The 25,572-nt window shown below is 65.6% G+C and carries 27 protein-coding genes; 15 read left to right on the top strand and 12 right to left on the bottom strand.

The window, feature by feature from the left end; translation table 11 throughout:
• Positions 1-98: 98 nt before the first annotated feature.
• The 6 genes from AMD30_RS06385 to AMD30_RS06360 all read left to right on the top strand — a co-directional run bounded on the left by AMD30_RS06385 (position 99) and on the right by AMD30_RS06360 (position 5,290).
• Positions 99-1,274: an acyl-CoA dehydrogenase family protein gene (locus tag AMD30_RS06385; RefSeq protein WP_055475084.1), complete on the top strand. Its 1,176-nt coding sequence runs from the start codon at positions 99-101 to the stop codon at positions 1,272-1,274.
• Positions 1,275-1,324: 50 nt separating this feature from the next.
• Entirely contained in the window at positions 1,325-1,687 is a 363-nt protein-coding gene (locus AMD30_RS06380) for a hypothetical protein (RefSeq protein ID WP_055475083.1), read from the top strand.
• 76 nt (positions 1,688-1,763) lie between these two features.
• Entirely contained in the window at positions 1,764-3,041 is a 1,278-nt protein-coding gene (locus tag AMD30_RS06375) for an aromatic ring-hydroxylating oxygenase subunit alpha (RefSeq protein ID WP_055475082.1), read from the top strand.
• Positions 3,034-3,531 carry an aromatic-ring-hydroxylating dioxygenase subunit beta gene (locus AMD30_RS06370; protein WP_055475081.1) on the top strand — a complete coding sequence of 166 codons (498 nt, stop codon included), beginning with the start codon at positions 3,034-3,036 and terminating at the stop codon, positions 3,529-3,531. Before AMD30_RS06375 ends, AMD30_RS06370 begins: the two co-directional genes overlap by 8 nt.
• Positions 3,532-3,545: 14 nt before the next feature.
• Positions 3,546-4,298, top strand: a complete 753-nt coding sequence (locus AMD30_RS06365; RefSeq protein WP_055475080.1) for an SDR family NAD(P)-dependent oxidoreductase — start codon at positions 3,546-3,548, stop codon at positions 4,296-4,298.
• Between the two features lie 41 nt (positions 4,299-4,339).
• Positions 4,340-5,290: a PDR/VanB family oxidoreductase gene (locus AMD30_RS06360; RefSeq protein WP_055475079.1), complete on the top strand. Its 951-nt coding sequence runs from the start codon at positions 4,340-4,342 to the stop codon at positions 5,288-5,290.
• Between the two features lie 32 nt (positions 5,291-5,322).
• Here the strand turns inward: AMD30_RS06360 and AMD30_RS06355 are convergent, their stop codons facing one another.
• The 3 genes from AMD30_RS06355 to AMD30_RS06345 are packed head-to-tail and all read right to left on the bottom strand — an operon-like array spanning position 5,323 to position 7,554.
• Complete coding sequence (locus AMD30_RS06355; protein WP_374100783.1) at positions 5,323-5,958, bottom strand: response regulator transcription factor; 636 nt, start codon at positions 5,956-5,958, stop codon at positions 5,323-5,325.
• Positions 5,955-6,233: a hypothetical protein gene (locus tag AMD30_RS06350; protein ID WP_055475078.1), complete on the bottom strand. Its 279-nt coding sequence runs from the start codon at positions 6,231-6,233 to the stop codon at positions 5,955-5,957. Before AMD30_RS06350 ends, AMD30_RS06355 begins: the two co-directional genes overlap by 4 nt.
• Positions 6,234-6,258: 25 nt before the next feature.
• Positions 6,259-7,554 carry an amidase gene (locus AMD30_RS06345; RefSeq protein ID WP_055475077.1) on the bottom strand — a complete coding sequence of 432 codons (1,296 nt, stop codon included), beginning with the start codon at positions 7,552-7,554 and terminating at the stop codon, positions 6,259-6,261.
• 157 nt (positions 7,555-7,711) lie between these two features.
• Here AMD30_RS06345 and AMD30_RS06340 point away from each other — a divergent pair, with 157 nt between their 5' ends.
• The 3 genes from AMD30_RS06340 to AMD30_RS06330 are packed head-to-tail and all read left to right on the top strand — an operon-like array spanning position 7,712 to position 10,932.
• The gene (locus tag AMD30_RS06340; protein ID WP_055475076.1) at positions 7,712-9,166 is read left to right on the top strand and encodes an MFS transporter; all 1,455 of its coding nucleotides are present in this window, start codon (positions 7,712-7,714) and stop codon (positions 9,164-9,166) included.
• A gap of 39 nt (positions 9,167-9,205) precedes the next feature.
• Positions 9,206-10,378 carry a flavin reductase family protein gene (locus tag AMD30_RS06335; protein ID WP_055475118.1) on the top strand — a complete coding sequence of 391 codons (1,173 nt, stop codon included), beginning with the start codon at positions 9,206-9,208 and terminating at the stop codon, positions 10,376-10,378.
• Positions 10,375-10,932: a nuclear transport factor 2 family protein gene (locus AMD30_RS06330; protein WP_055475075.1), complete on the top strand. Its 558-nt coding sequence runs from the start codon at positions 10,375-10,377 to the stop codon at positions 10,930-10,932. Before AMD30_RS06335 ends, AMD30_RS06330 begins: the two co-directional genes overlap by 4 nt.
• Positions 10,933-10,954: 22 nt before the next feature.
• On the opposite strand, the gene AMD30_RS06325 is transcribed toward AMD30_RS06330, so the two are convergent.
• Positions 10,955-11,317 (bottom strand): DoxX family protein, encoded by a 363-nt coding sequence (locus tag AMD30_RS06325; RefSeq protein WP_055475074.1) that lies wholly within the window; start codon positions 11,315-11,317, stop codon positions 10,955-10,957.
• A gap of 155 nt (positions 11,318-11,472) precedes the next feature.
• Here AMD30_RS06325 and AMD30_RS06320 point away from each other — a divergent pair, with 155 nt between their 5' ends.
• Entirely contained in the window at positions 11,473-12,327 is an 855-nt protein-coding gene (locus tag AMD30_RS06320; protein WP_055475073.1) for a sigma-70 family RNA polymerase sigma factor, read from the top strand.
• A 39-nt stretch (positions 12,328-12,366) separates the two neighbouring features.
• Here AMD30_RS06320 and AMD30_RS25395 read toward each other — a convergent pair whose 3' ends face one another.
• Positions 12,367-12,537, bottom strand: coding sequence for a hypothetical protein (locus tag AMD30_RS25395; protein ID WP_223258865.1), 171 nt, complete (start codon positions 12,535-12,537; stop codon positions 12,367-12,369).
• Between the two features lie 170 nt (positions 12,538-12,707).
• Between AMD30_RS25395 and AMD30_RS06315 the strand changes: the two genes are divergently transcribed.
• Positions 12,708-14,102, top strand: coding sequence for a recombinase family protein (locus AMD30_RS06315; protein ID WP_055475072.1), 1,395 nt, complete (start codon positions 12,708-12,710; stop codon positions 14,100-14,102).
• A gap of 31 nt (positions 14,103-14,133) precedes the next feature.
• Here AMD30_RS06315 and AMD30_RS06310 read toward each other — a convergent pair whose 3' ends face one another.
• The 6 genes from AMD30_RS06310 to AMD30_RS06285 form a co-directional block, all read right to left on the bottom strand.
• The gene (locus AMD30_RS06310) at positions 14,134-14,577 is read right to left on the bottom strand and encodes a hypothetical protein (RefSeq protein ID WP_137809918.1); all 444 of its coding nucleotides are present in this window, start codon (positions 14,575-14,577) and stop codon (positions 14,134-14,136) included.
• A 243-nt stretch (positions 14,578-14,820) separates the two neighbouring features.
• On the bottom strand, positions 14,821-15,675 hold the full coding sequence (locus tag AMD30_RS06305; protein ID WP_055475070.1) for a hypothetical protein: 855 nt from the start codon (positions 15,673-15,675) through the stop codon (positions 14,821-14,823).
• Positions 15,676-15,704: 29 nt separating this feature from the next.
• On the bottom strand, positions 15,705-15,866 hold the full coding sequence (locus AMD30_RS06300; protein ID WP_156354182.1) for a hypothetical protein: 162 nt from the start codon (positions 15,864-15,866) through the stop codon (positions 15,705-15,707).
• Positions 15,863-17,188 carry a replication initiator gene (locus AMD30_RS06295; RefSeq protein WP_083229338.1) on the bottom strand — a complete coding sequence of 442 codons (1,326 nt, stop codon included), beginning with the start codon at positions 17,186-17,188 and terminating at the stop codon, positions 15,863-15,865. Before AMD30_RS06295 ends, AMD30_RS06300 begins: the two co-directional genes overlap by 4 nt.
• Positions 17,189-17,203: 15 nt before the next feature.
• Positions 17,204-18,604: an FtsK/SpoIIIE domain-containing protein gene (locus tag AMD30_RS06290; protein ID WP_055475067.1), complete on the bottom strand. Its 1,401-nt coding sequence runs from the start codon at positions 18,602-18,604 to the stop codon at positions 17,204-17,206.
• A gap of 128 nt (positions 18,605-18,732) precedes the next feature.
• Positions 18,733-19,059: a hypothetical protein gene (locus tag AMD30_RS06285; protein ID WP_055475117.1), complete on the bottom strand. Its 327-nt coding sequence runs from the start codon at positions 19,057-19,059 to the stop codon at positions 18,733-18,735.
• A gap of 158 nt (positions 19,060-19,217) precedes the next feature.
• Here AMD30_RS06285 and AMD30_RS06280 point away from each other — a divergent pair, with 158 nt between their 5' ends.
• Positions 19,218-20,429 carry a helix-turn-helix domain-containing protein gene (locus AMD30_RS06280; protein WP_055475066.1) on the top strand — a complete coding sequence of 404 codons (1,212 nt, stop codon included), beginning with the start codon at positions 19,218-19,220 and terminating at the stop codon, positions 20,427-20,429.
• Positions 20,426-21,136 (top strand): creatininase family protein, encoded by a 711-nt coding sequence (locus AMD30_RS06275; RefSeq protein WP_055475065.1) that lies wholly within the window; start codon positions 20,426-20,428, stop codon positions 21,134-21,136. Before AMD30_RS06280 ends, AMD30_RS06275 begins: the two co-directional genes overlap by 4 nt.
• Before the next feature lie 727 nt (positions 21,137-21,863).
• Here AMD30_RS06275 and AMD30_RS06270 read toward each other — a convergent pair.
• On the bottom strand, positions 21,864-22,484 hold the full coding sequence (locus AMD30_RS06270) for a TetR/AcrR family transcriptional regulator (protein WP_055475064.1): 621 nt from the start codon (positions 22,482-22,484) through the stop codon (positions 21,864-21,866).
• 108 nt (positions 22,485-22,592) lie between these two features.
• On the opposite strand from AMD30_RS06270, the gene AMD30_RS06265 reads away from it, so the two are divergent.
• Positions 22,593-24,254 (top strand): long-chain-fatty-acid--CoA ligase, encoded by a 1,662-nt coding sequence (locus AMD30_RS06265; protein WP_223258868.1) that lies wholly within the window; start codon positions 22,593-22,595, stop codon positions 24,252-24,254.
• A gap of 120 nt (positions 24,255-24,374) precedes the next feature.
• Positions 24,375-25,535, top strand: a complete 1,161-nt coding sequence (locus AMD30_RS06260) for an acyl-CoA dehydrogenase family protein (RefSeq protein WP_055475062.1) — start codon at positions 24,375-24,377, stop codon at positions 25,533-25,535.
• Positions 25,536-25,572: the final 37 nt, after the last annotated feature.

Here is a 25,572-nt window from a genome sequence, read left to right as displayed (position 1 = left end):
GGAATTGCTTACCCGCGGCGCGGGAAATCCCGATACCGCGTCGGGTCTCGCGTCCATAGTGTCGGACTCGAGATCGAGAGTCGATTCCGAACGGAGACATGATGACCGCGGAGAGCCTGACCGAACGGGTGTGTGCGGAACCGGCGGGGGCGGCGCGCGACGCCGCGTTCGACCACGCGCTCGACGTGCTCCGGGATCGTCGGGACGAGTTCAACTCGCAGCGCTACGTGCCCGCCGACTTCATCGCGTTGCTGAAGCGTGCCGGGATGTACCGGGCCTCGACGCCGGCGGCGTTCGGTGGCGAGCCGATGGCACCGTCGGATTTCATGTCGCTGGTCGAACGCATCTCCGCCGTCGACCCTGCCACCGGGTGGGTGTCCAGTTTCGGATCGTCGCTGGTCTACTTCGCCGCGCTGCCGGCCGAGACCCAGCAGAAGATCTACGCGCACGGTCCCGATGTCGCCTACGCGGGCGGGCTGTTCCCCATGCAGGAGGCACAGCGGGTCGACGGCGGCTACCTGTGCTCGGGGGTCTGGCAGTTCGCCAGCGGATGTCGCGGCGCCGACCTCCTCGGGATCGGTCTGGCCGGCGGACCCGAGACCGGCGGCAAACCGCTGACCGCGCTGGTCGATCCGGCCGAGGTCGAGATCGTCGACAACTGGGATGTCGCCGGGATGAAGGCGACCGGCTCCCATGCCATCCGCGCCGACCGCGTGTTCGTGCCCGAGGAGATGACCTTCGTGCGCGGCGGCGCTCCGCAGATCGACGAACCCCTGACCCGGTACCCCGCGTTGGCCTACGCCGCGCAGGTGCTGGCGGTGGTGACCCTCGGCGCGGCCCGGGGCGCCCTCGACTACGCGATCGAGGTCGGCGCGGCGCGGACCTCGATCACCGGAGGTGCCAGCAAGGGCAACCGGCCGGCGTACAAGAGCGGCCTGGCGGTCGCCGAGGCCGAATTGCGTTCGGCGCGAGCGTTCTTCTACGACAGCACCGACCGGGTGTGGGCCAAGGCCGTCGCGGGACAGCACATCTCGACCGACGATCAGGCCCTGTTGCGGTTGAGTGCCACCCACGCCGCGCACGTCGGGCGCAGCGTCGTGCTGCAGGTGTTCGACCTCGCCGGCACCGGGGCCATCTACGAGACCCATCCGCTGCAGCGGTTCCTGCAGGACGCGTTGGTGCCCGCGCAGCACGCGATGCTGCAGACCAACACCTACGAGGCCGCCGGTGCACTGCTTCTCGGCCTCGAGGCCGGAATCCCCAGCTTTCCCTGACCCACCCGTCATCCAGCCCAGACGTCACGACCGCGAGGAGACCATCACCCATGTCCGACGAACCGTTGCGCACGCTGTTCTGTGTCGGGAACAACCAGAACTTCTTCGACCTGCCCAAGGCCGACATCGGTCCGGTGTGGGAGGCCACGATGGAGTTCCTCACGAGTCTGAAGAACCTCGACGGTGTCGAGATCATCGGGACCTTCGACGACGACGCCCACATGGTCGGCCCGTCCGACGGCTGGCCGTGGACGTTCTACGTCCTCGCCGACGTGCGCGACCAGCCGACCGTCCGGGCGGCCTGCAACCTGTTGCGCACCATCATGGTCGGTGAACATGCGCTCTGGAAGTACTTCAAGGTCGAGGCGCGGATGGGACGAGCCCTCACCATCCGCGACGACGTCCCCTCATGAGCACCGCCTCCTGATCTCTCGCGCACCGACAGCCCCTCTCCGCGCCCCGGCGCGGTCGACACACGAAGGAACATCGATGACCACCATCGAGCGGCCGACCCGCGGCTTCGCGGACCTCGCCGAGAAGGACCGCGTCGCCGGTCAGCTGTACACCGATCCCGAGATCTTCGCCGAGGAGATGCGCAAGATCTTCTACCGCACCTGGGTGTGGGTCGCGCACGAGAGCGAGGTCCCCGAGGCGGGCTCGTTCAAGACCACCCAGGTCGGGGACCAACCGGTCATCGTGACCCGGGATCGCAAGGGCAACTTCAACACCCTGCTCAACCGGTGCCGGCATCGCGGGGCGACGGTGTGCGACCAGCGCAGCGGCAAGGCCAACGGCTTCACCTGCCCGTACCACAACTGGTCGTACACCCTCGACGGTCGACTGCGCGGCATCCCGTACCCGGACGGTTACGAGGGCGTCGTCGAGAAGAACGACTTCCCCCTGCAGAAGCTGCGCACCGAGAGCTATCTCGGCATGATCTTCGCGACGTTCAACACCGAGATCGAACCGCTCGAAGACCACCTGGGTGATGCGAAGATCTGGATGGAGCGATTCCTGAAGCAGTCCAACGGATTCCCCACCAAGGTCCTCGGCAGTCACAAGTTCCGGTTCAAGGGCAACTGGAAGATCCAGCTCGAGAACACCACCGACGGTTACCACTTCCCGATGGTGCACAAGTCGTGGATGGCCTCTGTCGACGCCGAGACCGCGAACATGATGTCGTTCATGGACGATCCGGCCGCCGAGACGCACGCGCTCGGCAACGGTCACAGCGTCGCGATCATGGCGGCCGCGCACGCGGACCTCGACATCGACGACGGTTCCGAGGAGGTGCAGCCGCGGTTCCAGCATCTCGTCGACGAACTCGCCGAGGCGGGGGAGAGTCCCGAACGCATCCGTCGCTACATGCGCTCGATGCACGGCTGCGGGTTCAACCTCAACATGTTCCCGAACATCGCCATGTCGTCGTCGTTCTTCCGGGTTCTCATCCCGATCAGCGTGGACGTGACCGAGGTGTGGCACATGGCGATCGGCATGGACGGTGGGCCGGAGAGCATCAACCGCGAGCGCCTCCGGATCCACGAGCACTTCCAGGGCCCCTTCGGCTTCGGCAGCCCCGACGACGCCGAGGGATGGGATCGCGTCCAGATCGGCGCCGGTGGCAACCCGAACATGCCGATCCTGGTCAACCGCGGGGAGAACCGCGAGTACACGACCGAAGAGGGTTGGCCCACATCGCATGTCACCGACGAGACGGGGATGCGCGAGTCCTACGCCATGTGGAAGAAGATGATGAGCGATGACTGAACTGCACAGTTTCAACGACCCGCGCGTCCTGCGCGCGATCGCGCTCGTGTGGAAGGAAGCCGAACTCCTCGACGCCAAGGACTACCCGGCGTGGGAGGCCCTCTACACCGATGACGCGCACTACGTCATCCCGATCGATCCCGACACCGACGATTTCGACTCGTCGCTGAACATGGTGTACGACGACCAGCGGATGCGGCGCCTGCGCGTCGAACGGATGATGCAGGGTTACGCGCCGTCGGCGGTCGCCGCTGCCCGCACGGTCCGGGTCATCTCGCGGTTCACCGTGTCGGACGTCAGCGACGACACCGTCATCCTGCGGTCCGCGCAGATCCTCAACGCGTTCAAGCGCGATGCCTTCTCGACGATCGGCGCCGAGCTCACCCACACCATCAGCCTCGGTTCCGACGGTAACGACCGGATCAGTCTGAAGGTGGCCCGTCTCATCGACAGCGAGGACGCGGTCAGCGCCTCCGGTTACCTGGTGTGAGGACGGACCTGGACATGAGTTCGACGAACAAGGGGATCGCGGTCGTCACCGGTGCCGCCGGCGGCATGGGTTCGCACATCGCCCGCCGGCTGCACCGGGACGGTCATCGCGTCCTGCTCACCGACATCGCCCTCGATCCGGCCCAGCGCATCGCCGAAGAACTCTCGCCCGACGGGTCGACCGCACGGGCGGCCGTCCTCGACGTGGCGCACCGGCAGGGTTTCGTCGACGCGCTGGCGCATGTGCAATCCGTCTGGGGCACACCGACGATCGTCGTGAACAACGCGGCATTGACCCAGGCGGCCGATCTCATGACGCTCGACGAGCCGGACTTCACCCGCGTGCTGAACACCAACGTCAACAGCATCTTCTTCGGCTGCCAGGTCTTCGGGGCCGCGATGGCCGACGAGGGGTACGGCCGCATCGTCAACATGGCGTCGCTGGCCGGTCAGAACGGCGGCACCGCCACCGGCGCGCACTATGCCACGTCCAAGGGCGCGATCCTGACGGTCACCAAGATCTTCGCCAAAGAGCTTGCGGCCAAGGGTGTCACGGTCAACGCGATCGCGCCCGGGCCGCACGACCTGCCCGTCGTGAAGGCGACCGTGCCGCCGGAGAAACTCGACGCCGTGATCGCCGGCATCCCCGTCGGGAAGCTGGGCAGCCCCGAGTTCATCGGGGACATGGTCGGCCTGCTGACCGCCGAGAACGCCTTCTTCGTCACGGGTGCGTGCTGGGACGTCAACGGCGGGCTCTTCGTCCGCTGATCGCACCTCGAGAATTATTCGCCACCACCAGGAGCACCGCCATGGCCCTCACCGACGTCGTCGTCTCCGCGATCGTCCAGGAGACCCCGAGCATCAAGACCTTCTACCTGTCGAGGCCCGACGGCTCGACGATGGGGGAGTACACGCCCGGAGCGCACATCGATGTCGTCGGGCCGACCGCCATCACCCGCCAGTACTCGCTGTGCAGCCGGCCCGACGGGCGGGAGTCCTTCGCCGTGGCCGTCAAGCGCGAGGATCAGTCCCGAGGTGGTTCGGCCGCACTGCACGAACTGCGCGTCGGCGACCGGCTGCAGATCAGCGAGCCACGGAACCTGCTCGGGATCGATTCCACAGCAACGCATCACGTCCTGGTGGCGGCCGGCATCGGGATCACCCCGATGCTCAGCATGGCGCGCTACATGGACGTGCACGGGATCGGCTTCGAGCTGCACTACTTCGCCCGGACAGTCGATGACGCGGCGTTCCTGCCGCTGCTGCGGGAGCGTTGCCCGGACAAGCTGCACGCGCATGTCGGCGTCGGTCGTGAGGCCCACGGACCGATCCTGACCGCCGCGCTGGAATCGGCGCCGCAGGGCTCGCATGTCTATGTCTGCGGCCCGGACGGGTTCATGACCAAGGTCCGGGAATTGGCCGAACAGTTCATCCCGGCCGACGCGGTCCACTTCGAGAACTTCCACGCCACCGATCAGCCGGATGCGTCGGAGAACACGTCCTTCGACGTCGAACTCGACGGCGAGATTTATCACGTCCCGGCCGACCGGAGCATCGTCGAGGTCCTCGAGGAGAACGGCTGCGACGTCGACACCTCGTGTCAGGAGGGCATCTGCGGTACGTGCATCATGCAGGTCCTCTCCGGTGATCCCGAGCACCGCGACAACGTGCTGACCAAGGCCGAGCGAGAGTCCGGAGAGGTGATGGCGGTCTGCGTCTCGCGGACCACCGGCGAGAAGATCGTGCTCGACTATTACTGACCCGAGCGCGCCGGCCACCCCTATCCGTTGCCCTAGGGGTTGGTCGGCACCTCGACGTCGAACCGCAGGATGTCCCGGACCAGCGTGCTGATGCTGTCGGCGTCGGTCTTGCTCTTGATCCGGGCACGGTGCACGTCCACCGTCTTGACGCTCATGTCGAGGCGGCGGGCGATGTTCTGGCTGGGTAGACCTTCGACGACCAGCGCGAGGATCTCGCGTTCCCGCGGGGTCAACAGCGCGACCTTCGATTCCACCCACCGCTTCTGCGCGTGGGTGCGGAAGCGTTCGACCGCCTTCTCCATCCCCGCCTGGACGGCGTCGAGCAGCCGCTGCGGGTCGTAGGGCTTCTCCAGGAAATCCATCGCGCCGGCCTGCAGGGTGGACACCGACATCCGGATGTCGCCGTGCGCGGAGACGAAGATGATGGCGACGTGCGGTGCGAACTCGTTGAGCTTCTCCTGCAGCCGCGGGCCGCTCATCGTCGGCATGCGGACGTCGAGCACGATGCACGCGGGGGTGTCCCCGGAGTACTGCGCGAGGAAGTCGTCGGCACTGTGGCAGATCCGCGGCGAGATCCCGATGCTGCCGAGCAGCCAGTCGACCGATTCGCAGAGTTCCGGGTCGTCGTCGACGACGTACACCGCCGCGGTCACATCCGATGCGGTCACGTCCACGCCGCGTCGGCCGTCCAGTAGTTCATCCCGACGGCACTCACCAGATGGCGCCACTCCGACGTCCGGTTGAGCCAGGGTTCCTCGCGCCGGACCGACTCGTCGGCCGCCTCCGGGCCGTCGGCCTCGACGGTCCAGTGCACCCAGTTGACCTCCCGGCCGTACTCGTCGTGCACGAACAGGTCGACATGGTGCCAGCCGTAGTTGAAGGTGTCCTCGTAACACGTGAGGAACATCCGGTGGTGCGTCTCGGGACGGGGTTTGACTGTCATGCAGATCTTCTCTCTCGCAACCGGATCAGACCGGGACGACCGGATGGGACCGGAGCTCGTTCTCGAGCACCGCGGCGACCTCGAACAGGGCCGACTCCCGCCCCGGCAAGCCGATCACCTGTAGTCCGAGGGGCATCCCGGAGTCCGTGGTCGCCCCCGGGACGACGACGACCGGGCAGCCGAGCAGCTGCCACGGTCGGCTCAGGACCGGCGACCCGGTCGCGTCGAGGCCGCTCGGTGCGGGGCCGGGTGCGGCGGGACCGACGATCACCGTGTGATCGCCGAGCGTCTCGGCCAGCAGATCCCGCGAGCGGTCGCGGCGGATGAGGGCGGCCGCGTGGTCCGCGGGCCGGACCGCGCGGCCGGCGTCGACGAGGTCGAGCAGCGCGGGGCTGAGCGCGGCCGCATGGTCCCGGACGACCTCGTCCAGGGTCTCGGCCGCCTCATGGGACATGACGGTCACGTGGTCGTCGGCCAGGGTGCGGACATGATCGTCGAATTCGAGTGCGCGGGTCTCGACGTCGGCTCGCTCGAGCAGGTCCGGCAGCCGGTCGACCAGGTCTGCCATTGCCGGGTCGATCGGGTGCAGGTCGCTGCCGCCCCACACCACCACGGTCCGGACGGTGGAGCGACCGGGAACGATCGGCGAGCGGCCGGTGAAGGCGGTGTACACGTACTGCAGGTCGGCGATGTCGCGGGTGAGGATGCCCAGCGAGTCCAGCGACTCCGAGAGTCCGGTGACGCCGGACAGATCCGTCGAGCCGTGCGCGAGGACCATGCCCGCGGCGCCGCAGTAGGCGGCCGGCCGGGTCAACGAGCCGGCGGTCTGCGTACCCAGCGCCACCGGGATGACGCCAGCCCCGACGGCGGCGGCCGAACCGCTCGACGACCCGCCCGGCGTGTGCCCGGGGTGGTGCGGATTGCGCGTCGGCCCGGGCGAGAAGTAGCCGAACTCGGTCGTGACCGTCTTGCCCTGGATCACCGCGCCCAGATCGCGAAAACGACTGACACAGGGCGCATCCGACGCCGCCGGCGACGACGACGTGACGGGTGAACCGGCACGGGTCGGCAGACCCTCGACGTCGATGAGGTCCTTGACCCCGAGCGAGACGCCTCGCAGGGGCCGGCGACCCGGTATCCCATCCTGCCGTCGTGCCTCGTCGACGACGCCCGGGGACAGCTCGACCCACGCGCGCAGATCGGTGTCGGTGCCGACGATCTCCTCACGGACCTGTTCCGCGAGAATCTCCGCCGACACCACCTTCTCGTGGACCGCGGTCGCCTGCTCACTGATGGGCTGTTTCCAGTAGGCCGAGCTCACCGTTCCTCCTTCATGTGATGGGACCAGTCTGCCCTGTCGCGCATCGCGGCGACAGTAAAGATTTCCCTCGTATCCCCGTAGGGACGGGTGGCCATAACGTCGTTGCCAGCCCCCGACAGCCCGGCGTCTTCGCACCCTGCCAGTCCAAGGAAACCCAATGAGCCTCAGAGAACCCGCGGTGACGACGCCGTCGTCGCCGACCGCCCCCGATCGACGAATCGACTTCGGCCGCATGTCGAGACGGGCCTGGATCGTCACCGGCATGCTCGTGCTGTTCCAGATCATCGCCTTCGCCGACAAGGCGGTGCTCGGCCTGGTCTCGGCCGACGCGATGCCCGAACTCGGCTTGACCGCAACCGAATTCGGATTCATCGGCAGTGCCTTCTTCTTCCTGTACGCGATCGTCTCGGTCGTCACCGGGTTCCTGGCGTCGAAGATCTCGGTGAAGTGGATCCTGTTCGCGATGGGCGTCACCTGGGCGGTGCTGCAATTCCCGATGCTGCTCGGCGGCGGCGCCGCCATCCTGCTGGTGACGCGGATCATCCTCGGCGGCGCCGAGGGTCCCGCGACGGCCATGTCGCTCACCTCCGCGCACACCTGGTTCTCGCCCACACGTCGTGCGCTGCCGTCGAACCTGATCGCCGCCGGCTCCACGCTGGGTCCTGTCTTCGCGGCGCCGCTGCTGGCCTGGGTCATCGCCGTATGGGGTTGGCGCTGGGCGTTCGGTGTTCTGGGCATCATCGGCCTGGTGTGGGTGATCGCCTGGTGGGCGATCGGCGCGGACGGTCCCTACCGTCCCAAGAAGGCCTCGTCGCCGGACGAGCCGGCACTCGACACCGACGAGACGGTTGCCGATGCGAAGGAGGTCGCGACCTCCGCGGTCGACGAGCAGAAGCCGGTCAAGATCTGGCGTGCGCTGCTGAGCCTGGCGTTCATCTCCGCCGTGATCGGCGGGGCGTCGAACTTCTGGGTGCAGGGCTTCCTGACGACCTGGCTGCCCCAGTACCTGGGCACCGTGGTCGGGCTGTCGCTCGGTGAGGTCGGTGCGGTGACCACCGTGCCGTGGGTGGTCGGCGCGCTCGTCCTGCTCGGACTGGGTGCGCTCGGGCACCGGATGCTGCACCGGGGGAGTTCGGCACATCGGGCGATCGCCGTCCCGTTCGGCTGCGCCGCGGTCCTGGCCGGGTTGTGCTTCATCGCCATCCAGGCGTCGTCCGGGATCACTGCGGTTGCACTGCTGTGCCTCGCCGGTGGATGCAGCCTGGCGTTCCCGATGACCGCCACCGCGATCGGTTACGCGGTCGGCGCTCGGCAGCGACCGATCCTCATGGCCACCCTCGGAGGCGTGGCGTCGTTCGGCGCGGTCATCTCGCCGATCCTGGTCGGCTGGCTCATGACCGACGCGGGGTATGTGTCGCCGCCGAAGGGTGAGAAGCCCAGCGCGGAGATGGCCGACAACATGGCGGCCGGCGTGCACCAGGCGTTCACGATCACCGGCATCGTCCTGCTGATCGGCGGCGCACTGTGCATCGCCTTCCTCCGGCCGGAGCGACTCGGTGCCATTCTGCAGAAGCGTTACGTCAAGGAGCCGGTCGAGGCCCGGACCGCCTGAGTGCCCGACCACCGCGACGATTCGATCCCAGGAGAAGACATGTCCGACAACGTGATCAGTGCCATCGACCCAGGCATCTTCCGAAATGTGATGGGGCACTATCCCACCGGCGTGGTCGTGGTGACGGGACGAGGTGACGACGGCTCCGTGCTGGCCATGGTCGTCGGGACTTTCAGTTCGGTGTCGATGGACCCGCCGTTGGTGTCCTTCATGCCGATGAAGACCTCGCGCACCTTCGAGAAGATGCGGGCCTGCGAGTCGTTGTGCATCAACATCCTCGGCGGTGAACAGGAGGACGTCGTCCTCACCATCGCGCAGCGTTGGAAGGACAAGCTCGCGGGCATCGACTGGTTCCCTTCGCCGTCGGGCGATCCGGTTCTCGCGGATTCGGTGGCCTGGATCGACACCCGCATCAGCAACGTCGTCGAAGCGGGCGATCACTGGATAACGCTCTGTGAGGTGCGGGATCTGGCCGTGACCAACCCGGTGTCGCCGCTGATCTTCTTCCAGGGTGGCTACGGCAGCTTCGTGTCGACGTCGCTGATGGCCCGAATGGACCACGAGATCCTGCCGACGATCCACGCCGCGCACGCGGCGCGCCCGCAGGTGGAGGCATTGGCGACGTCCGTCGGCTGCGAGGTGTCGGTCCTCACCGCGGTCAGCCGCGACGAGATGGCCGTCGTGTTGTCGGCCACCGCGCCGGGCGTCGACCGTGAGGAAGGCCTCGCGTACCGCATCCCGATGGTGCCGCCCATCGGGGACACGTACGTGTTCGACCAGGACGACGAGACCCGGGAGCGGTGGCTGGCGAAGCTCCGGCATGCCGACGATGATGTGCGACAGGTACATCGCGACCGTCTCGACTTCGTGCGGCGGCACGGTTACCTGGTGTCCTTTCTGCCCGATGCCTCGTCGACTGCGTACGAGGAGATGCGAGAGGCGACGAAATCCTATGAGCGAGGGCGGTTGACGCCTTCGCAGGAACGCGAGATCTGCGAGTCCATCGGGAAGTCGGCCGTCGACTATCGCCTCCGCGAGGTGCGACCCGATCAGACCTACGACGTCGGTTCCGTCGTCCTGCCGATCCGGGACGCACGCGGCGGATACTCGATGACGCTCCGGTTGTCGCAGTTGCCGCTGGGCGTGAACGGCTCTGAGGTCGAGGCCTGGATCTCGGAGGCGCGTGCGGTGGTCGAGGTGCTTGGCCGATGAGCGACGACGATGCCAGGATCTCGGCGCTCGTCGCGCGGGTCGAGACCCTGGAGGCCGAAGCCGAGATCCGGCGAATCCAGGCTCGATACATGTTCCTCTGCGACACCCCGTGTCCCGAACCCGGTCTCGCGGATGACGCCGAGCGCATCGAGCGCATCCTTGACCTCTACACCGACGACGCGGTGTGGGAGGGCGTCGGCGAGTACTACGACGGACAGTTCGGGCGTGCCGAGGGCAAGCAGGCGATCCGCGAACACTTCCAGCGCTTCTGGAGTGAGAAGCGGGACCCGGCACTGGTGCTCAACGCGCACTACCTGACGTCGGAGCAGATCCATGTCGACGGCGATGACGCCGAGGGACAGTGGATTCACATGCAGCCGTGGCTCTTCGGCGACGGCTCGGCCCTGCTGCGGTCGAGCCGGCTGAACAACGCCTTCCGGAGGGATGAGGGCCGGTGGCGGATCACCCGCACCCGCACCGAGAACGTCTTCATCGCCCCGCTTCCCGACGGATTCGCCGAGAGCTACCCCTCGGCGTCGGTGTTGATGGGCTGAGGCGTTCGACGCCGGTGACGGGTCACGCGCCTGTGGTCAGTCGGATCATGTAGACCGTTGCCGCCACGCCGAGGAGCAGGAAGGCGCCCGGGAACGCGATGTTGTAGAAGATGCGGGCCCGCACATGGGCGATGACCGCGCCGACGAAGAACAGAGTGAGCCCGGTTCCGGCGGCGACGCCGATCCAGGGTTCGATCGTCAACCCGAGGACGAGCCCTGCTGCTCCGGCGGCCTTGAGTGTCGCGAGGTGGGGCAGGAACCGAGGTGGGACGTGGACCTCGGCCGAATTGTCCAGCACGAACTCGGCCCGGGCGAAGTCGGCGATGGCGATACCGGCATTGGCCACGATGCATATGATCGTGGCGACGAACAGGGGAATGGTCATCGCCGGGGGCCCTTCGCTGGTCGGGTTCCGCCGCGCGGTGGCCGGGTCGGTACGGTCGACATGTGTCCTCCTCTGAGGTGGGTTGTCGGATGGACGATGTGAGTGTGGTGCTCTCATCCGTACCGACGTCCTGCCCCACGAGAAGGTGACACCCGGTGGTACCGACCTCAGAGTTCGAAGATCTACGACCGCAGCTGACAACCATGGCGTTCCGGATGCTCGGCTCGATCCACGACGCCGAGGACGCCGTGCAGAGCACGTGGCTCAACTCGCTGCGTGTCGACGGCACCGAGATCCGCAACCCTGCCGCATGGTTGACGACAACACTCACCCGGGTGTGTCTCGATCAGTTGCGCGCCCGCGGCAGACGACAGGAAGATCCGCTGTTCGCCGACGCTCTCCCCGCGGAGGCTGTCGCGGCCGACGAGCTCTACCTGCAACGCGAGAACGTGTCGCGCGCGCTGATGGTGGTCCTCGATCGGTTGACGCCTTCGCAACGCGTGGCCTATGTGCTGCATGACCTCTTTGCGGTGCCGTTCGGCGAGGTCGCAACGATCCTCGACACCAGTGTGGACGGTGCGAAGAAGCATGCGAGCCGGGCACGCGGCCGGATCGCGTCTTCGCGGTTGAACTCCGAGCTGGACCCTGAACTGCCGTCGGGTGATGCGTCCCTGGTCGTCGACGCCTTTCTGGCCGCGGCGCGCGGCGGCAGTCTTGATGCGATGGTCGCGCTGTTGGCCGAGGATTGCATCCGTGTCGCCGACCGGTCACTGGTACCGCCGGACACACCGACCGTGGTCCGGGGCGCCCGGGCGGTCGCGGAGGAGACCCGATTCTTCGCCGACCGTATCCGGGCAAGCACGCCGATGTGGCTGGGAGGTCGGATGGTTCATGTGATCGCACCGGGCGGTCACCCGCTCGCCGTCATCGATGTTGTTGTGGTCGACGGCCGCGTCGCGAGAGTCGACATCCGTCGCATGACATTTGCCACCGTGTCAGAGTGGTCCTGACCGGCGATATGGGGAGCTGCTCCGTCCGGAGCGGAATCTCTAGAACGGTGGCGGGTTGGCGTCGTTCCAGCGCTTCTCGGCGCGTTGGTGGCGCCGGAAGTCGTTGTCGCGCTGCGTGTCGAGTCTGTCGCGGGCGGGATGATCGGGTGACCGTCTGGGGAAGAGCTTGTTGAACAGGTCGCGTCCGCTGAAGGCGTTGCCGACGAACATGTGCCCGGTGGGTGTGGTGAACCAGGCGGTGCGGGACTCGTCTTGGTGGTCCTGCCAGCTGGTGAAGGTCTTGATGCGGTGATGGAACCGGCACAGCGGTTTGAGGTTGCTAGCTAGTCGCTAAACTAACCTCTGTGAGGAGTTCGAAAACTCGGGTCCAGTCAGCGGCAGTGTACGCCCGAGTCTCGGCCGATCAGGAGGGGAAAGGCCTTGGCGTACAACGACAATTGGAAGACTGTCGGAAGTTGGCGGCAGGACGTGGCTGGACTATTGGTCGTGAATACGTCGACAACGACGTGTCCGCGTACTCGGGGAAAATGCGGCCGGCCTACCGGCAGATGGTTGACGATCTGGCGAATGGGTCGCGCGATGCGGTGATCGTTTACAACTTGGATCGGCTCCATCGCCGGCCGGTCGAGCTCGAAGAGTTCGTCACATTGTGTGAACAGGTCGGGGTGCGCGAGGTTGCGACGGTGACCGCCGACATCGATCTTGGCAATGACGATGGCTTGTTCATGGCGCGGATCTTCGCTGCGTTTGCGGCGAAGGAATCGGGTCGCCGGTCTGCCCGGATCAAGCGCAAGGCACTGGCGAATGCGGAGGCGGGACTACCGCACGGAACGGCGCAGCGCGCATTCGGGTACGAGCAGGGAAATCTGGTGCTGCGTGAGTCCGAAGCGGCGGTGGTACGGGATCTGGTGGCCCGGACGATCGCCGGGGAGTCGATGCGGTCGCTGGCGCAGTGGCTCAATGATCAGCAGATCCCGACCGTCAGTGGCAAGCCGTGGGTTACCTCGACACTGCGGACGTTGGTGCGTTCGGGTCGAATCGCAGGTTTGCGTGAGTTGCATGGTGAGGTGATCGCGCCGGGGGTGTGGGAGCCGATCATCACTCCTGCCGAGCGGGATCAGGTGTTGGCGGTGTTCGCGGCGAAAGCGCGGGCGAACAAGCGGGTGCCGCGCCGTTATGTGTTCTCGGGGATGCTGCGGTGCGGCCGCTGCGGGCACATGCTGTACTCGGTAGCGCGCATTGAGACGAAAGCCGAGAAGCGAGTACGCCGGTATGTGTGCAATTCCGGTCCGGATTTCGGTGGCTGCGGTCGGCTGACGGTCGTTGCGGTTCCGGTCGAGGAGTTGTTGGTGGACGCGGTGCTGACCCGGCTCGATTCGCCGGGGCTGCGGAAAGCGTTGGCCGGCAAGGCTGCCCAGAGCCCGGACACCGCACAGTTGACTGCGCAGGCCACGGCCGACACGGCCAAGCTTGATGAGTTGGCCGGGCTGTATGCGGATGGGGCGATCACCGCACGTGAGTGGATGGCAGCTCGCAACCCGATCGAGGAGCGAATTCGTCGCGTGCAGAAGGACATTGCGGCTATATCGTCCGACGGTGCGTTGTATGAGCTTGCCGGGACTGGACAGTCACTCCGGGAGGGTTGGGAGATCCTGTCGATAGACCGGCAACACGCCATCATCAAAACGGTCCTCGATCACGCGGTCATCGCGCCGGGCACCAAAGGCGCCCGAACACTGGACATCAACCGTGTCCAGCCGCAGTGGCGGGTATGACCGATCAATTGGGCCATTCGGCGGTGGCCGGTCAGATGCGCTGCGTGTCGCGGACGGCGGCGGTGATTTCCTCGCGGATCAGCAGGCGCAGCCGCTGATCATCGGCATGTTGGCGTTGTTCGTCTCCGCACGGTTTGAATCCTGCCGCATAGCTCAATGCGAGGACCATCACGGCGAGAAGCAGTGACGTGGATTCGCTGCTAGCGTCGTGGCTGGAAAAGTCGGTCGCCACCGCGGTGAACCATGCTGCTCCGGCGAGAATCCATCCGACATAGGTCGCGATCGTCGGCCGCCACCGGGGCCGCAGCCAAGTAGCGGTGCCCATCACCGCAATGAACGCGGCGACCAGGGCCAGCGCTCCACTGCGGTCGACCTGCCTGAGCGGGCCTTCGACTGACCAGATGAGCGCGTCCAACGGGATGACCGCAATGAGAGTGATGCAGAAGATCGCCATGAATCGGCCATAGACAGTCATCGGTGCTCCTCACAATTTTCCGGGGTGTCCGCTTTCTGGGGTGTCCGCCGATCGTCGCAGGTGCCACCGACAACTCTGCTCTGCGGCGACGTGCAGGCGCCGCCAGTCGCTTCCGCGTCGTCCGGGATGAATACGTTGATGCGGAGCCGCAGTCAGGTCGCACACGAACGATCGGCGTGGTCGTTGCCGTGGAGGTGATCTGCGGCCGCCTGCTCGTTGCTGGTGTCTGTCAGCGCGGCCGGTTCACGCCGTTTGTGAGTATCCGCCGAGGGTATCGGCGCAGTCCGCGCAGAGTGTTCTGATCCCTTGTCCCGTGCTGCGCTGCCGGATCCCGCCGTGCCCGCAGCGTTCGCATGTGTTGCAGCTGGCGGTTTCGGCGGCTGCGACGAGGTCGTCCATCCGCTGCTCATTCGTGGCGGGCAGGCCCGGCGAGGTGGCGAAGTAATATCGCAGTGCGCCGAACTTTTCCTTCACCTGGTGCACTTCGTAGCCGGGGTCGATGGCGGCGAGTTGGCGGTCCAGCTGGCAGATCAGCCGATACCAGCCCGCGTCGCAGGAGATCCACCGGCCCCAACCGTCGGGGATGCGGCACAGTATCGCCGTCAACGCCTCCCGGTAGGGCCCGGCATCGTCCGGAATGTGTAGCTTGTCGCCGGTGTGTTCCGGATCGATCTTTGTCAGCGACTGCCAGAGGGCGGCAGCCGCGGCCTGGCGCTCGTTCGTATCGCCGCCCGTATAGGCAGAGCGCATATCCGCGCCGGCGGCGAATGCGGCGCGGTACCGTGCGGCCTCAGTGGCCGACAGCTCTTCTGGCACATAGCCAGTGTGGCACCAGCTGCTGATCGCCGCCATCCAGTTTTCGTCGGTCAAACAGGCCGCCCGGGCGATCGCCTGATTCGGCCAGCTCGCCAGTGCGATGGAGTATCCGACAACCTGGTATACGCTGTGCAGTCCCTGCCCGATCCTCGTGCCGATCGACGAATGTTGGGTGAAATCGCCACGGACAAAACCGTTTTGGTGTTCGCGTGGCAGATATTGATGCGCGTACCGGTGATTGGTTGTCGGCGGCGCATGGTGCTGCCGCGACGCCGCGAGCATCGTCTTGCCCTCTGCGGTCGTTGGTTACCTCAGGTTTTGAGAAGTACGGCGATCTGGTTGACGATGGCGGGGTCGGTGATGGTGACAGGAACGCCTTGCTGCTTGCAAGAATCGGTCAACCATTTCCGAAACACGCTCTCGTCCAGTCGGTGTGACTGAGTGTGGACAGGTCGGTCCAGCGCTGCGATCATGGCGGACCACCCGCTGGCCATGCGTGTTCGCGCCTTGCCCAGAGTTGCTCCATGTGGCGATGGGCGGCGGCGAGGGTGAGTTGATAGTCGCCGTGGGTGAAATGTCCTGCGCCGGCGAATTCCCAAGGTTCGCAATCACTCTCACCCTGGTTGTCACCGTGACCGTCGGCGTTGTCAGCGGTGCCGTGTTGCTGGCGCCAGACGGCGCGGATCTGGCGCAGGTGCCCGAGGGTGGTCGAGTAGTGGCGGGATTTGGTGGTGACGTGTCCGCGATAGCCCAGTGTGTGGAGCCAACGGACCATCGCCGCGTACTCATCGGGTTGTTGGTCAGCGAGGTCGCGCAGGGTGTGCCATATCTGCAGGACATGACGGCTGACCTGGACAGCGATGGTCGGGTCATCGATCGCGGCGGGGCTGATCGGCCGCGGACTGATCCCGGCATCAGTGACGGATTTGGTGACGTATTTGGCGAGGTAGCCGGCGATCTTGCGTCGCTGCCGCTCCGGGATCGAGGCGTCGAGGGGGCGGGCATCGATTTGGGGCCCGAACCGTAGCTCCCGCACACCATCCGGCATCGATGTGTCAGGGACTGGGAGGACGATGCTGCGGACGGCTTCGGCGGCGAGTGCGGCGAGGTCGCTGCTGCTGACCGGAAAATCGATTGCGCCGCATTGCTTTCCGGTGGTGTCGGGGTGGTCGAGGCGAACGACCGCGTGGTAGTGCGGGATGAGCCGGGTCTGGTTTTCGTGCACTTTCAGGAATGACAGCCGCACAGCATCTTTCGCCAACCCCAACGCCTTCAGCTGGGCGGCAAGCAGTCGTCGCAGTCGCATGGTGAACCGCTGCCACAAGCTGGGCGCCCACCAGGTGAACAGCACATGCCCGCGATAGTCGTAGGTGTCGGGCCGGCGGGGCTGACCGGCATGGGTGCGGTGCGCGGTCGGATACACCGCCCCGAACGACGGCGCAGTCAAGGTCAGGAACACCTGCGGATGCTGCGTGACGGTGTCGGGGATGTTGTGGTGCCCACCGAGAATGCCGGCGTGCACCAGCTGCCAGGTATCCCCGGCATACAACCGCGAGCAGGAGATACAGACCGCGGCACGGCGATTCCCGCACCGCATGCTGAGCCTGTCGGCGGCGACGACACCGTGGCGCCGCTGCAGGTGGATCGGGTGCAGGCAGTAACCGGTCGCCCGTACCCTCGCTGCCCACCGCGGGTAGTGCTGGCCGCCGGCGCGGCGCAGCATCTCCCGGACGGTGGCGGCATCCAAGTCTGCTGCGGGTGTGGGCAGCAGCGTGGGTGGCGGGTTGGACGACACGATATCGGCCTTTCCCTACTTCTGGCCGTGGTCGGGGTGGCCGTAGCGGCGGACGAGGGCCGCGACGTCGTTGTCGGTGTAGTGGAAGGCGCGCACGAGGATGGGTGCGGCCGCGCCGTCGACGGCGAGGTACCCGACCCCGGGCAGATCATCCGGGATCTGATTGGCGGCACCCCCACGGTCGATGGCGCCGGGACCGAGGATCATGGTGGTTTGGGTGGGTTCGGCCATCCGCAACGCCAGCCGTGCCGGGAACAGCTGCCGCATCGGCACAATCTCCTTAGACGGATCTTGCACGGCGGCAACCACACTGACCCCGACCGCGCGCCCTTGTGTGAGCAGCAGCCCGAGGTGCTTGTCGATGGCGGTTTTGGTGGTGCGGTCGGTGAACGCGGTCAGCGCCGCCAACTCATCGATGATGAGGATGATCAGCGGGTCTGCCGGTGTTGGGGTGTGCAGCCGAGTGACCCCACGCAGCCGCTCCGCCCGCTCGGTCATCAGCGCGGCGGCGTCCGCGAGCATGTCGGCGATCGTGTCGGGGGTGTAGGCGAACCGCGCGAACAGCGGTGCCCCGGCACCGAATTCCATGCCGCCCTTCGGGTCGGCGACCCAGAGCTGCACGTCGCCGGTAGCGGTCAGGGGTGCGATGGCACCGATCAACGACCACAACACGGAGCCTTTGCCGGAGCCGGTGACCCCGCCGATCAGCAGATGGGTGCCCAGGATCGGCAACCGCCACGGAGACCCGTCGTCGCGCTGCCCGAGTTGCAGTGTCCACCGCCGCGACCCACCACGACTGACCGACCCCGAGCCAGTCGGGGTCGGCGTGATGGGTTCTGCGAGCGGCTGAGCGCGGCGCACGGCCAGCTCGATGACCGCGGGCCCCGGACGGGTCACTGTGACGCTGTCGGCAGCGAAGGCGTCAGCGAGTGCGTCTGCGGCTTTGTTGAAGTCGGTAACGGTTTGGCCGCGTAGCGGGTGCACTGTGAGTACATCATCGGTCGCGGCGAACTGCACCCGCAGCAGTTTCGGCACGAGAACCTGATCACTGCGGGTGCGCGATAGCCCGCAGTCGGTGCAGACCGCGGTCCACGACCGGTAGCGCCGCCACACCAGATGATGGAACCGGATGCGGTCAATGGTGTAGCGCCGCAACGATATCGGCGAGTACACCGACCACGCGATGACGGCGGCACCCGTGGCGATGGCCGCGATGATGGTCCACACGGCTCCGGTCCGCCAATAGATGACGCCGAGGCCGATCGCCGGAACGGATACGACGGGTAGCCGCCACGCCCACACCAGGATGAAGCGGGCCAGACGCCATAGCCCGGTGGCGATCGATCCGGCGATCTCGTCGGCGGTGGTATCGGGTTTGCCGCCTTTGTTCGGCGTCGGCGAGGGCGTGTCGTTCATGAGTGGAATCCTTTGGAGTGCAAGAGAGTGTCAACTTGGGGATGGCTGAGTTTGATGGCCGGTCGGTAACGACTCGGCGGGCCGGCGGGCCAGGGCGATCACTCGCGGGATCGTCCTGGCCGAGCGGGTTACTTCTGCCGCCCCGCGGTAGCGGTGTCGGCAGGGACGATCGAGTCGGCGCGGAACGCGACACCCGAGCGGTCGCCCTGACTCCATGGAATCGCTACCAGCCCGGTGACGGTCACCTGCTGCGTGACAGTCAGTTTCGGGTCACCGGCCACGGTCACGGTGATGATCTCGCCGCCGGACTCGTCCAGGGCGAGCAGCTGCACGCCGTACTGGGCCAGACCCGTGACCGGGTCGAGTTTGGCGCCGCCGGTGTCGAAATTCGTCTTCGGCTCCGGCTCTTTGGTGACGAGGTGCCGCGTGGTTGCGGTATCGATCTTCAAACGCATGATGTTCCTGCCTTCTGTGCTGGTGGCCGCGTGTTCGGCCACCTGTTCAGCACAGCCGTCGCCGGCGCCGCAGAAAATTGACAGGGGTTAGCAGGGGTCAACATTCGGACACGCGATGACACCATCGACCGCTGGTGATCGGGCACAATCGGAAAGCGATGACAGCGCCGCTTCCGAATCTGCAGCCGATGACGCCGGGTCAGGCGATTCGCGCTGCACGCGCCCGGCGTAAGTGGTCGCAGAAGACGCTGGCACGGCATATCGCCAGGGTCAGCGAAGACCGGGGACTGATCGCCGACGTCGAATCGTACAAATCGCAGATTTCGCGGTGGGAGAATGATGTTGTCAATCCGTCGCCGGCGACACGAGAGATGCTGGCGGAAGTGTTCGAAACTAGCGTCGAGGAATTGTTCGGCCTCCCCACCGATTCACAGCTGCCGCGGCCACTAATCCTGGAAGCGCGTGTCACCCCAGAAACACTGGCGTTGTTGGAGGATCGGCGGTCGGTGACGGTGCGTACCGAACACACCTTCGGCCCGTACTGGGCCATTCGCCAGCTCAGCGACGATGTGGCGATGGCGCTCGACTTCCTGAAAATCGCCCCAGAGCAGCACCGTTCAACGTTGATCCATTTGGTTGCCCGGCTGATGGAGCTGCAGGGTTGGACCCTGCAGGAATCCGGGCACACCACCGAGGCGGTCATGAGGACCGATCAGGCCAAGATGTACGCCGAAATGTCCGGCGACCCTGCGCTGCACGCGATGGTCACGATGCGTCTGTCGAACACATTGACCGTAAGCAATCCGCAGCTGGCGGGCATGTACGCACAGAAGGCCCATGACCTCGCGGCACGCGAGGCCGAATCCCGTCTACATGCCATCCTCGCCCGCCAGTCAGCGCTCGCTGCCGCACACATGGGTGATCAGCATGCCGTCGCCGACCACCAAGCCCGCGCGGATGATTATGTCGACGCGACACCACACAAGCTGGTCGGCTACGTCGACCGGTCCTATATCGACAGCGAGATGGCATACGCCCATCTGCTCCTCGGGGACGCGGCCACCGCGATGACACTGCTGGCCGACCATGTCGCGCAATGGCGCAATCCCGGTCAAGCACGCGACCACGCCGTCGCCCGGGCACGCTATCTACATGCGCTCTGCCTCGCCGGGGACTACACCGGTGCCCACACTGAATACGAGACAACGCTGGCCGCCTACAGTGGTGCGCCATCAGCACGGGCCCGCAACTCCCTGCGCGGCGTCCTCGCGACTGCGGCGATCGCCCGGCCTGGTTCATGCCAAACCTCGATCGCCACAGCCATCCGGCGACATATCACCACCGTTTTGAGCGAAGGAGCCGCCACATGACCGTTTTGCCAACCACCACCAGCACCGACGACGCTGCCCGCGCTGCGATCGCAGTGCTCCCGGTCGGCGCGCTCGAACAACACGGCCCACATCTGCCACTGGTCACCGACACTCTCATCGCCACCGCCATCGCGGAAGCGGTCTGCCTGCGCCACAACCTCTTTCAGTTACCGCCGATCACCTTCTCCTGCTCACACGAGCACATCGCGTTTCCCGGTACCGTCAGTCTTAGCGCAGCGACCCTTACAGCGGTGATCGCCGACATCACCGCATCACTTAACGCCCAGGGAATCAGCCGCCTGCTGATCGTCAATGCACACGGCGGCAACTACGTGCTGTCCAACATCGTTCAGCAAGCCACCACCAGCGCGCCCACGACCGCGCTTTACCCCAGCCGCGACGACTGGGATCAAGCACGCACAGCAGCAGAGATGATCACGAACAGCCACGACGACATGCACGCCGGCGAACTCGAAACATCCATCCTGCTCGCCACCACACCCCAGTACCTGCGCGACGGCTGGCAGAACGATGATCACGAGGTGTCCGACCGGCGCCACCTCGCAACCCTCGGCATGCACGCCTACTCCAACTCCGGCGTCATCGGGCGCCCCTCGGCAGCAACCGCGGACAAAGGAACCGCCGCGCTCGACTACCTAGCGTCCAACTCCGACCACATCATCAGCATCCTTAACCAGAGTTCCTAACAGCGGCTCCGCCTCCGCTCGTTCTGCTCCCGTCCGCTGCGCTCCCGTCCGCGCCACTCGCTCCCGCTACGCCCGCCGTGCGGCCGCCCCGACCCCTATCCACGTGGAGACCACCAAGTCAGCGGCGTGTTCAAACTTTCTCTACTGCTATCAAGGCGCGCTTCGCGCGCGGTGCCGGCGCCGGGGCTCCGACTTCGTCTCGCCCCGGGCCGACACCAGCCACATAGGTCCGGATCCATCGGCGTCGAAACCAGGTTGCCCTGCCCCGACCAAGTGATCCGTTACTCGCAGCGGAGACCGACCCGATTCGACACCATGTATTCGCCGCCAGCCAGCGTCAACGACGCTTCGCGTCCCAGCGGGATGACCACCGGCCACCATTGACCCCGGCTGCCGGCGAGTCAAGCAGCCAGATATCGGATCGACGGACATCGGTGATCGAGGAGCCAAAATGGGAGCCAACCGAGTCGGACTGCATTTAGACATTTTCGGAACAAGGCGGACGAAACTACCGCAAGCGATTCGGCACAAATGTGGACCGGATGGGGCCTGCGGACGAGTACGGATCAGAAGGTTAGGAGTTCGAATCCTCTCGGGCGCACCACGTTGACAATGCCCCGTGAACAGCGGAAATGTAGTTCAAGGGCGTCGTTCCATTTCCAGCGAGAGTCGTGCGAGGTTCGCGGTCGACCGAGGAGCCGGGGAATGTGGCCAGATCGTCCGGCTACTAGGAAGCGTCCGTGCTGAGCGCGCGGGATTCCCTGTCATCTGCGTATGCGTGCACGACCAGCTGCGGCTTGCGCATTTCTGCCGTATCAAGCTGAGCCCACATGGCGTCGATCATTGGTTGCAGGAATAGGTGCCCCAGTTGCCTGACCATCATGCGGACGACCTGGTCGGGGATCGTTCGGTTAGTCGAGGCGCTGCCAGATGCTCGCATTTGGACGACCTGCTCGCGCGCAAGCTCGGTGAGACGCTCGAGAAGATGATTGTCATCGCCGGGATCGAGGAGCGCGCGACGCATATAGTCGACCAGCGCTGGGTGCTCGTCGTACATCTGGCGTACTGCGTTGTTTCGGCCGGTTGCCACTTGCTCGGGATTGCCGTCGCCGCGTATGGAGTCGATGGCGGCGGCATGACGGTCGACGATGTACTGCTCGACGGCTGATCGCAGCCCGTCTTTGGTTTTGAAATGGTGTTGAACCAGCCCGACGGCAACGCCCGCGTGCGCAGCAACGGCCCGCATTGATATGGCGGTAACCCCCTCGGCAGCAAAGAGTTCCAGCGCGGCGTTGCGGATCCGCGCCTTTGTGGTCAGGTCACGTTCGAGTGGTTCACCACTGCCCATGTCGTCTCCCCATATCAACCACTATACAAGTGAACTCATTTTCGAGTTCTTGCAGACTATACAGTACGAATGTATAGTTCGATCATCACATTCATAGTAGGAGGCGCGGTGCACGACATCGTTCATGGCCTGCCGTCCACGCATGGCGACCACTACCAGCTCAACACCGACACACTGATCCGGCATGCCGCACGCACCTACCCGGAGCAGGAGATCGTCTACCGCACCACCGATGGCGGCTGGGGCCGCTACACCTACGCGGACTGCTATCGGCGGGTGCGCCGGCTGGGCAACGCCTTGCGTGGCCTCGGCGTCGGCCCGGCGGACGTCGTCGGGGTGATCGACTGGAACAGTAAACGGCATTTCGAACTGTATTGGGCGATACCAGCATTGGGATCGGTGATGCTGCAGATGAATCTACGGCTGGCAACCGACGATCTCGCGTTCGTCACCGACCACAGTCACGCCAAGGTGATCTTCGTGGACGAGACACTGCTCCCGGTCGCCGAAGCGCTCGCCGCGGCCGGCGTCGGCGTGCAGACCTGGGTCGTGATGACCGACAAGCCGCTGTCGGAGGTGGCCACCACGCTGCCGAATGCGGTGTCGTTCGAGGAGCTGATGGACGATGCGTCCGAGGACATCGACTTCCCGATGATCGACGAAACCTCCGCCTACAGCGCCTGTTACACGACCGGCACCACCGGCAAGCCCAAGGGTATCTACTACTCTCACCGCGGGATCTACCTGCATTCGGTCTCGGAGGCGCAGGGATTGTCTCTGACGGTCGACGACACGATCATGCTGATCACCCCGATGTTCCATGGCAACTGCTGGGGTCTGCCGCAGGCCGGCGTGTTCGCGGCCACGCGGTTCGTGCTCCCCGGTCGCTACGCCGCGGAGGAGACATCCACCTTGGTGGACGCGATGATCGCCGAGGACGTCACCGTTGCCAACGGTGCGCCCGCCATCTTCGAGCCGATGCTCCGATATATCGAAACCCTGACCACGAAACCCGATTTCGGCAGGACCCGGCTGTTGTCTGGCGCCACTGAGCCGCCACTGACGATGATGCGCGGATTCCACGACCTGACCGGGGCGGACATCGTCCAGGGATACGGTGCCACTGAGACGACACCATTGGTCACCACCAATCGGGGTATCAAGCCATCGCTGAGGGGGCTATCTGACGAGCAACAGTGGAATCACAAGCGTTACCAGGGACTTCCGATGACCGGTGTTGATATCCGGATCGTCGACGCTGGCGGTGTCGACCTGCCGCACGACGGGGCATCCGCCGGCGAGATCCTGGTGCGCGGGCCGTGGATCGTCGAGAGCTATTACGACCTCGACGACAACGACTCGCGGTTCTTCGAAGGCTATTGGCGTAGCGGCGATGTCGGCACCATCGACGAGTACGGCTATCTCAAGGTTACTGACCGCATCAAGGATGTCATTAAGAGCGGCGGCGAATGGATCAGCTCGATCGACATGGAGAACGCGATCGTCGCACACCCGAATGTCGTTGAGGCGGCAGTGATCGGCGTGCCACATCCCAAATGGCAGGAACGGCCCGTGGTGTTGGTCGCCACCAAGGACGGCGCCGACCTGCCGCTGGCCGAGATCCACGCGCTACTCGACAGCCAGTTCGCCAAATGGCAGCTGCCCGACGTCATTATCCGTCTGGAATCGTTGCCACGCACCAGCGTCGGCAAGCTCGACAAGAAGGTTATGCGCGTGAATCATGCGGACGTCTACGCTGCGCGGTCGTGATGGCGCTGTGACAGCATCCGTCGACTGCCCGGTCCTGGCTGTCACTATCGGACACACCACTGTCCGCAACGCACACGTGGAGCCGGGAGCGTACTTGCATCTCACTGAAAGTAGAACGCAATGAGCACACTCTTTCCCGACTACCGCTCCCCGTGGGAGACCGACGAGCACGCCGCGCTGCGCAATCTGGCGCGTGACTTCTTCGCCAAAGAGCTGACGCCGCACGAGGAACGGTTCGCGCAGCAGCATCAGGTCGATCGAGACGTGTGGACCAAGGCCGGCGCCACCGGCCTGCTGCTGACCGATGTGCCCGAGGAATACGGTGGCGGCGGAGGCGATTTCGGCCACGAGGCGGTGGTGCTGCAGGAGCTGGCCTTCGCCCACGACAGCGCGCTGGCGATCGCTGTGCACTCCACGATCGTCGCGCATTATCTGCTCTCCTACGCGACCGAGGAGCAGAAGCAGCGGTGGCTGCCGACCTGCGCCACGGGCGAGAGCGTGCTGGCGATCGCGATGACCGAACCCGGCACCGGATCGGACCTGCAGTCGGTGCGCACCACCGCACGCCTCGACGGCGACCACTACGTCGTCAACGGCTCGAAGACGTTCATCTCCAACGGAACCCACTGCGATCTGCTCGTCATCGTCTGCAAGACCGATCCGTCCCAGGGCGCCAAGGGCATCTCGCTGCTGGTGGCCGAGGTCGACGGGCTCGAAGGATTCGAGCGGGGCCGGGTGCTGCAGAAGATGGGCCAGCACGGTCAGGACACCCGGGAGCTGTCGTTCACCGACATGCGGGTGCCGGCCGCGAACCTGCTGGGCGGCGTCGAGGGGCAGGGCTTCATCCAGCTGATGAGCCAGCTGCACCGGGAGCGTCTGGCCATCGGGCTGGGCGCGGTGGCCGCCGCCGAGGCCGCGGTGATCGAGGCGGTCGCCTACGCGAAGCAGCGCGAGGCGTTCGGTAAACCGCTGCTGTCCTTTCAGAACACGAAATACGTTCTGGCCGAATGCAAGGCGGAGGTGCTGGCCGGCAAGACGCTGATCGATCACTGCATCGGGCGGGCGATCGACGGGACGCTCGACCCGGCGACCGCGTCGATCGCGAAGCTGTGGGGCACCGAGAAGCAGATCGAGGTCACCGATCGCTGCCTGCAGATCTTCGGCGGCTACGGCTACATCATGGAATACCCGATCGCCCGGATGTACGCCGATGCGCGGGTCCAGAAGATCTACGGCGGCACCAGCGAGATCATGAAGGAACTCATCAGTAGATCCCTCTAAGGCAGGAGAATCCGATGCAATCGAGTGCCACTAGGCC

Origin of the sequence: Gordonia sp. HS-NH1, from assembly GCF_001418765.1 — a bacterium.
Classification (GTDB): domain Bacteria; phylum Actinomycetota; class Actinomycetes; order Mycobacteriales; family Mycobacteriaceae; genus Gordonia.
Note: the sequence above shows the minus strand (reverse complement) of the source record. Positions and strands in the feature narration are given on the sequence as shown.

Coding starts and splice junctions, on each gene's coding strand:
- AMD30_RS06375 (WP_055475082.1), top strand. CDS start 1,764: ATGACCACCATCGAGCGGCCGACCCGCGGCTTCGCGGACCTCGCCGAG.
- AMD30_RS06270 (WP_055475064.1), bottom strand. CDS start 22,484: ATGGGCAGTGGTGAACCACTCGAACGTGACCTGACCACAAAGGCGCGG.
- AMD30_RS06275 (WP_055475065.1), top strand. CDS start 20,426: ATGACCGTTTTGCCAACCACCACCAGCACCGACGACGCTGCCCGCGCT.
- AMD30_RS06330 (WP_055475075.1), top strand. CDS start 10,375: ATGAGCGACGACGATGCCAGGATCTCGGCGCTCGTCGCGCGGGTCGAG.
- AMD30_RS06360 (WP_055475079.1), top strand. CDS start 4,340: ATGGCCCTCACCGACGTCGTCGTCTCCGCGATCGTCCAGGAGACCCCG.
- AMD30_RS06380 (WP_055475083.1), top strand. CDS start 1,325: ATGTCCGACGAACCGTTGCGCACGCTGTTCTGTGTCGGGAACAACCAG.
- AMD30_RS25395 (WP_223258865.1), bottom strand. CDS start 12,537: ATGTTCGTCGGCAACGCCTTCAGCGGACGCGACCTGTTCAACAAGCTC.
- AMD30_RS06300 (WP_156354182.1), bottom strand. CDS start 15,866: ATGATCGCAGCGCTGGACCGACCTGTCCACACTCAGTCACACCGACTG.
- AMD30_RS06285 (WP_055475117.1), bottom strand. CDS start 19,059: ATGCGTTTGAAGATCGATACCGCAACCACGCGGCACCTCGTCACCAAA.
- AMD30_RS06260 (WP_055475062.1), top strand. CDS start 24,375: ATGAGCACACTCTTTCCCGACTACCGCTCCCCGTGGGAGACCGACGAG.
- AMD30_RS06365 (WP_055475080.1), top strand. CDS start 3,546: ATGAGTTCGACGAACAAGGGGATCGCGGTCGTCACCGGTGCCGCCGGC.
- AMD30_RS06340 (WP_055475076.1), top strand. CDS start 7,712: ATGAGCCTCAGAGAACCCGCGGTGACGACGCCGTCGTCGCCGACCGCC.
- AMD30_RS06280 (WP_055475066.1), top strand. CDS start 19,218: ATGACAGCGCCGCTTCCGAATCTGCAGCCGATGACGCCGGGTCAGGCG.
- AMD30_RS06335 (WP_055475118.1), top strand. CDS start 9,206: ATGTCCGACAACGTGATCAGTGCCATCGACCCAGGCATCTTCCGAAAT.
- AMD30_RS06350 (WP_055475078.1), bottom strand. CDS start 6,233: ATGACAGTCAAACCCCGTCCCGAGACGCACCACCGGATGTTCCTCACG.
- AMD30_RS06310 (WP_137809918.1), bottom strand. CDS start 14,577: ATGACTGTCTATGGCCGATTCATGGCGATCTTCTGCATCACTCTCATT.
- AMD30_RS06385 (WP_055475084.1), top strand. CDS start 99: ATGATGACCGCGGAGAGCCTGACCGAACGGGTGTGTGCGGAACCGGCG.
- AMD30_RS06305 (WP_055475070.1), bottom strand. CDS start 15,675: ATGCTCGCGGCGTCGCGGCAGCACCATGCGCCGCCGACAACCAATCAC.
- AMD30_RS06325 (WP_055475074.1), bottom strand. CDS start 11,317: ATGACCATTCCCCTGTTCGTCGCCACGATCATATGCATCGTGGCCAAT.
- AMD30_RS06290 (WP_055475067.1), bottom strand. CDS start 18,604: ATGAACGACACGCCCTCGCCGACGCCGAACAAAGGCGGCAAACCCGAT.
- AMD30_RS06370 (WP_055475081.1), top strand. CDS start 3,034: ATGACTGAACTGCACAGTTTCAACGACCCGCGCGTCCTGCGCGCGATC.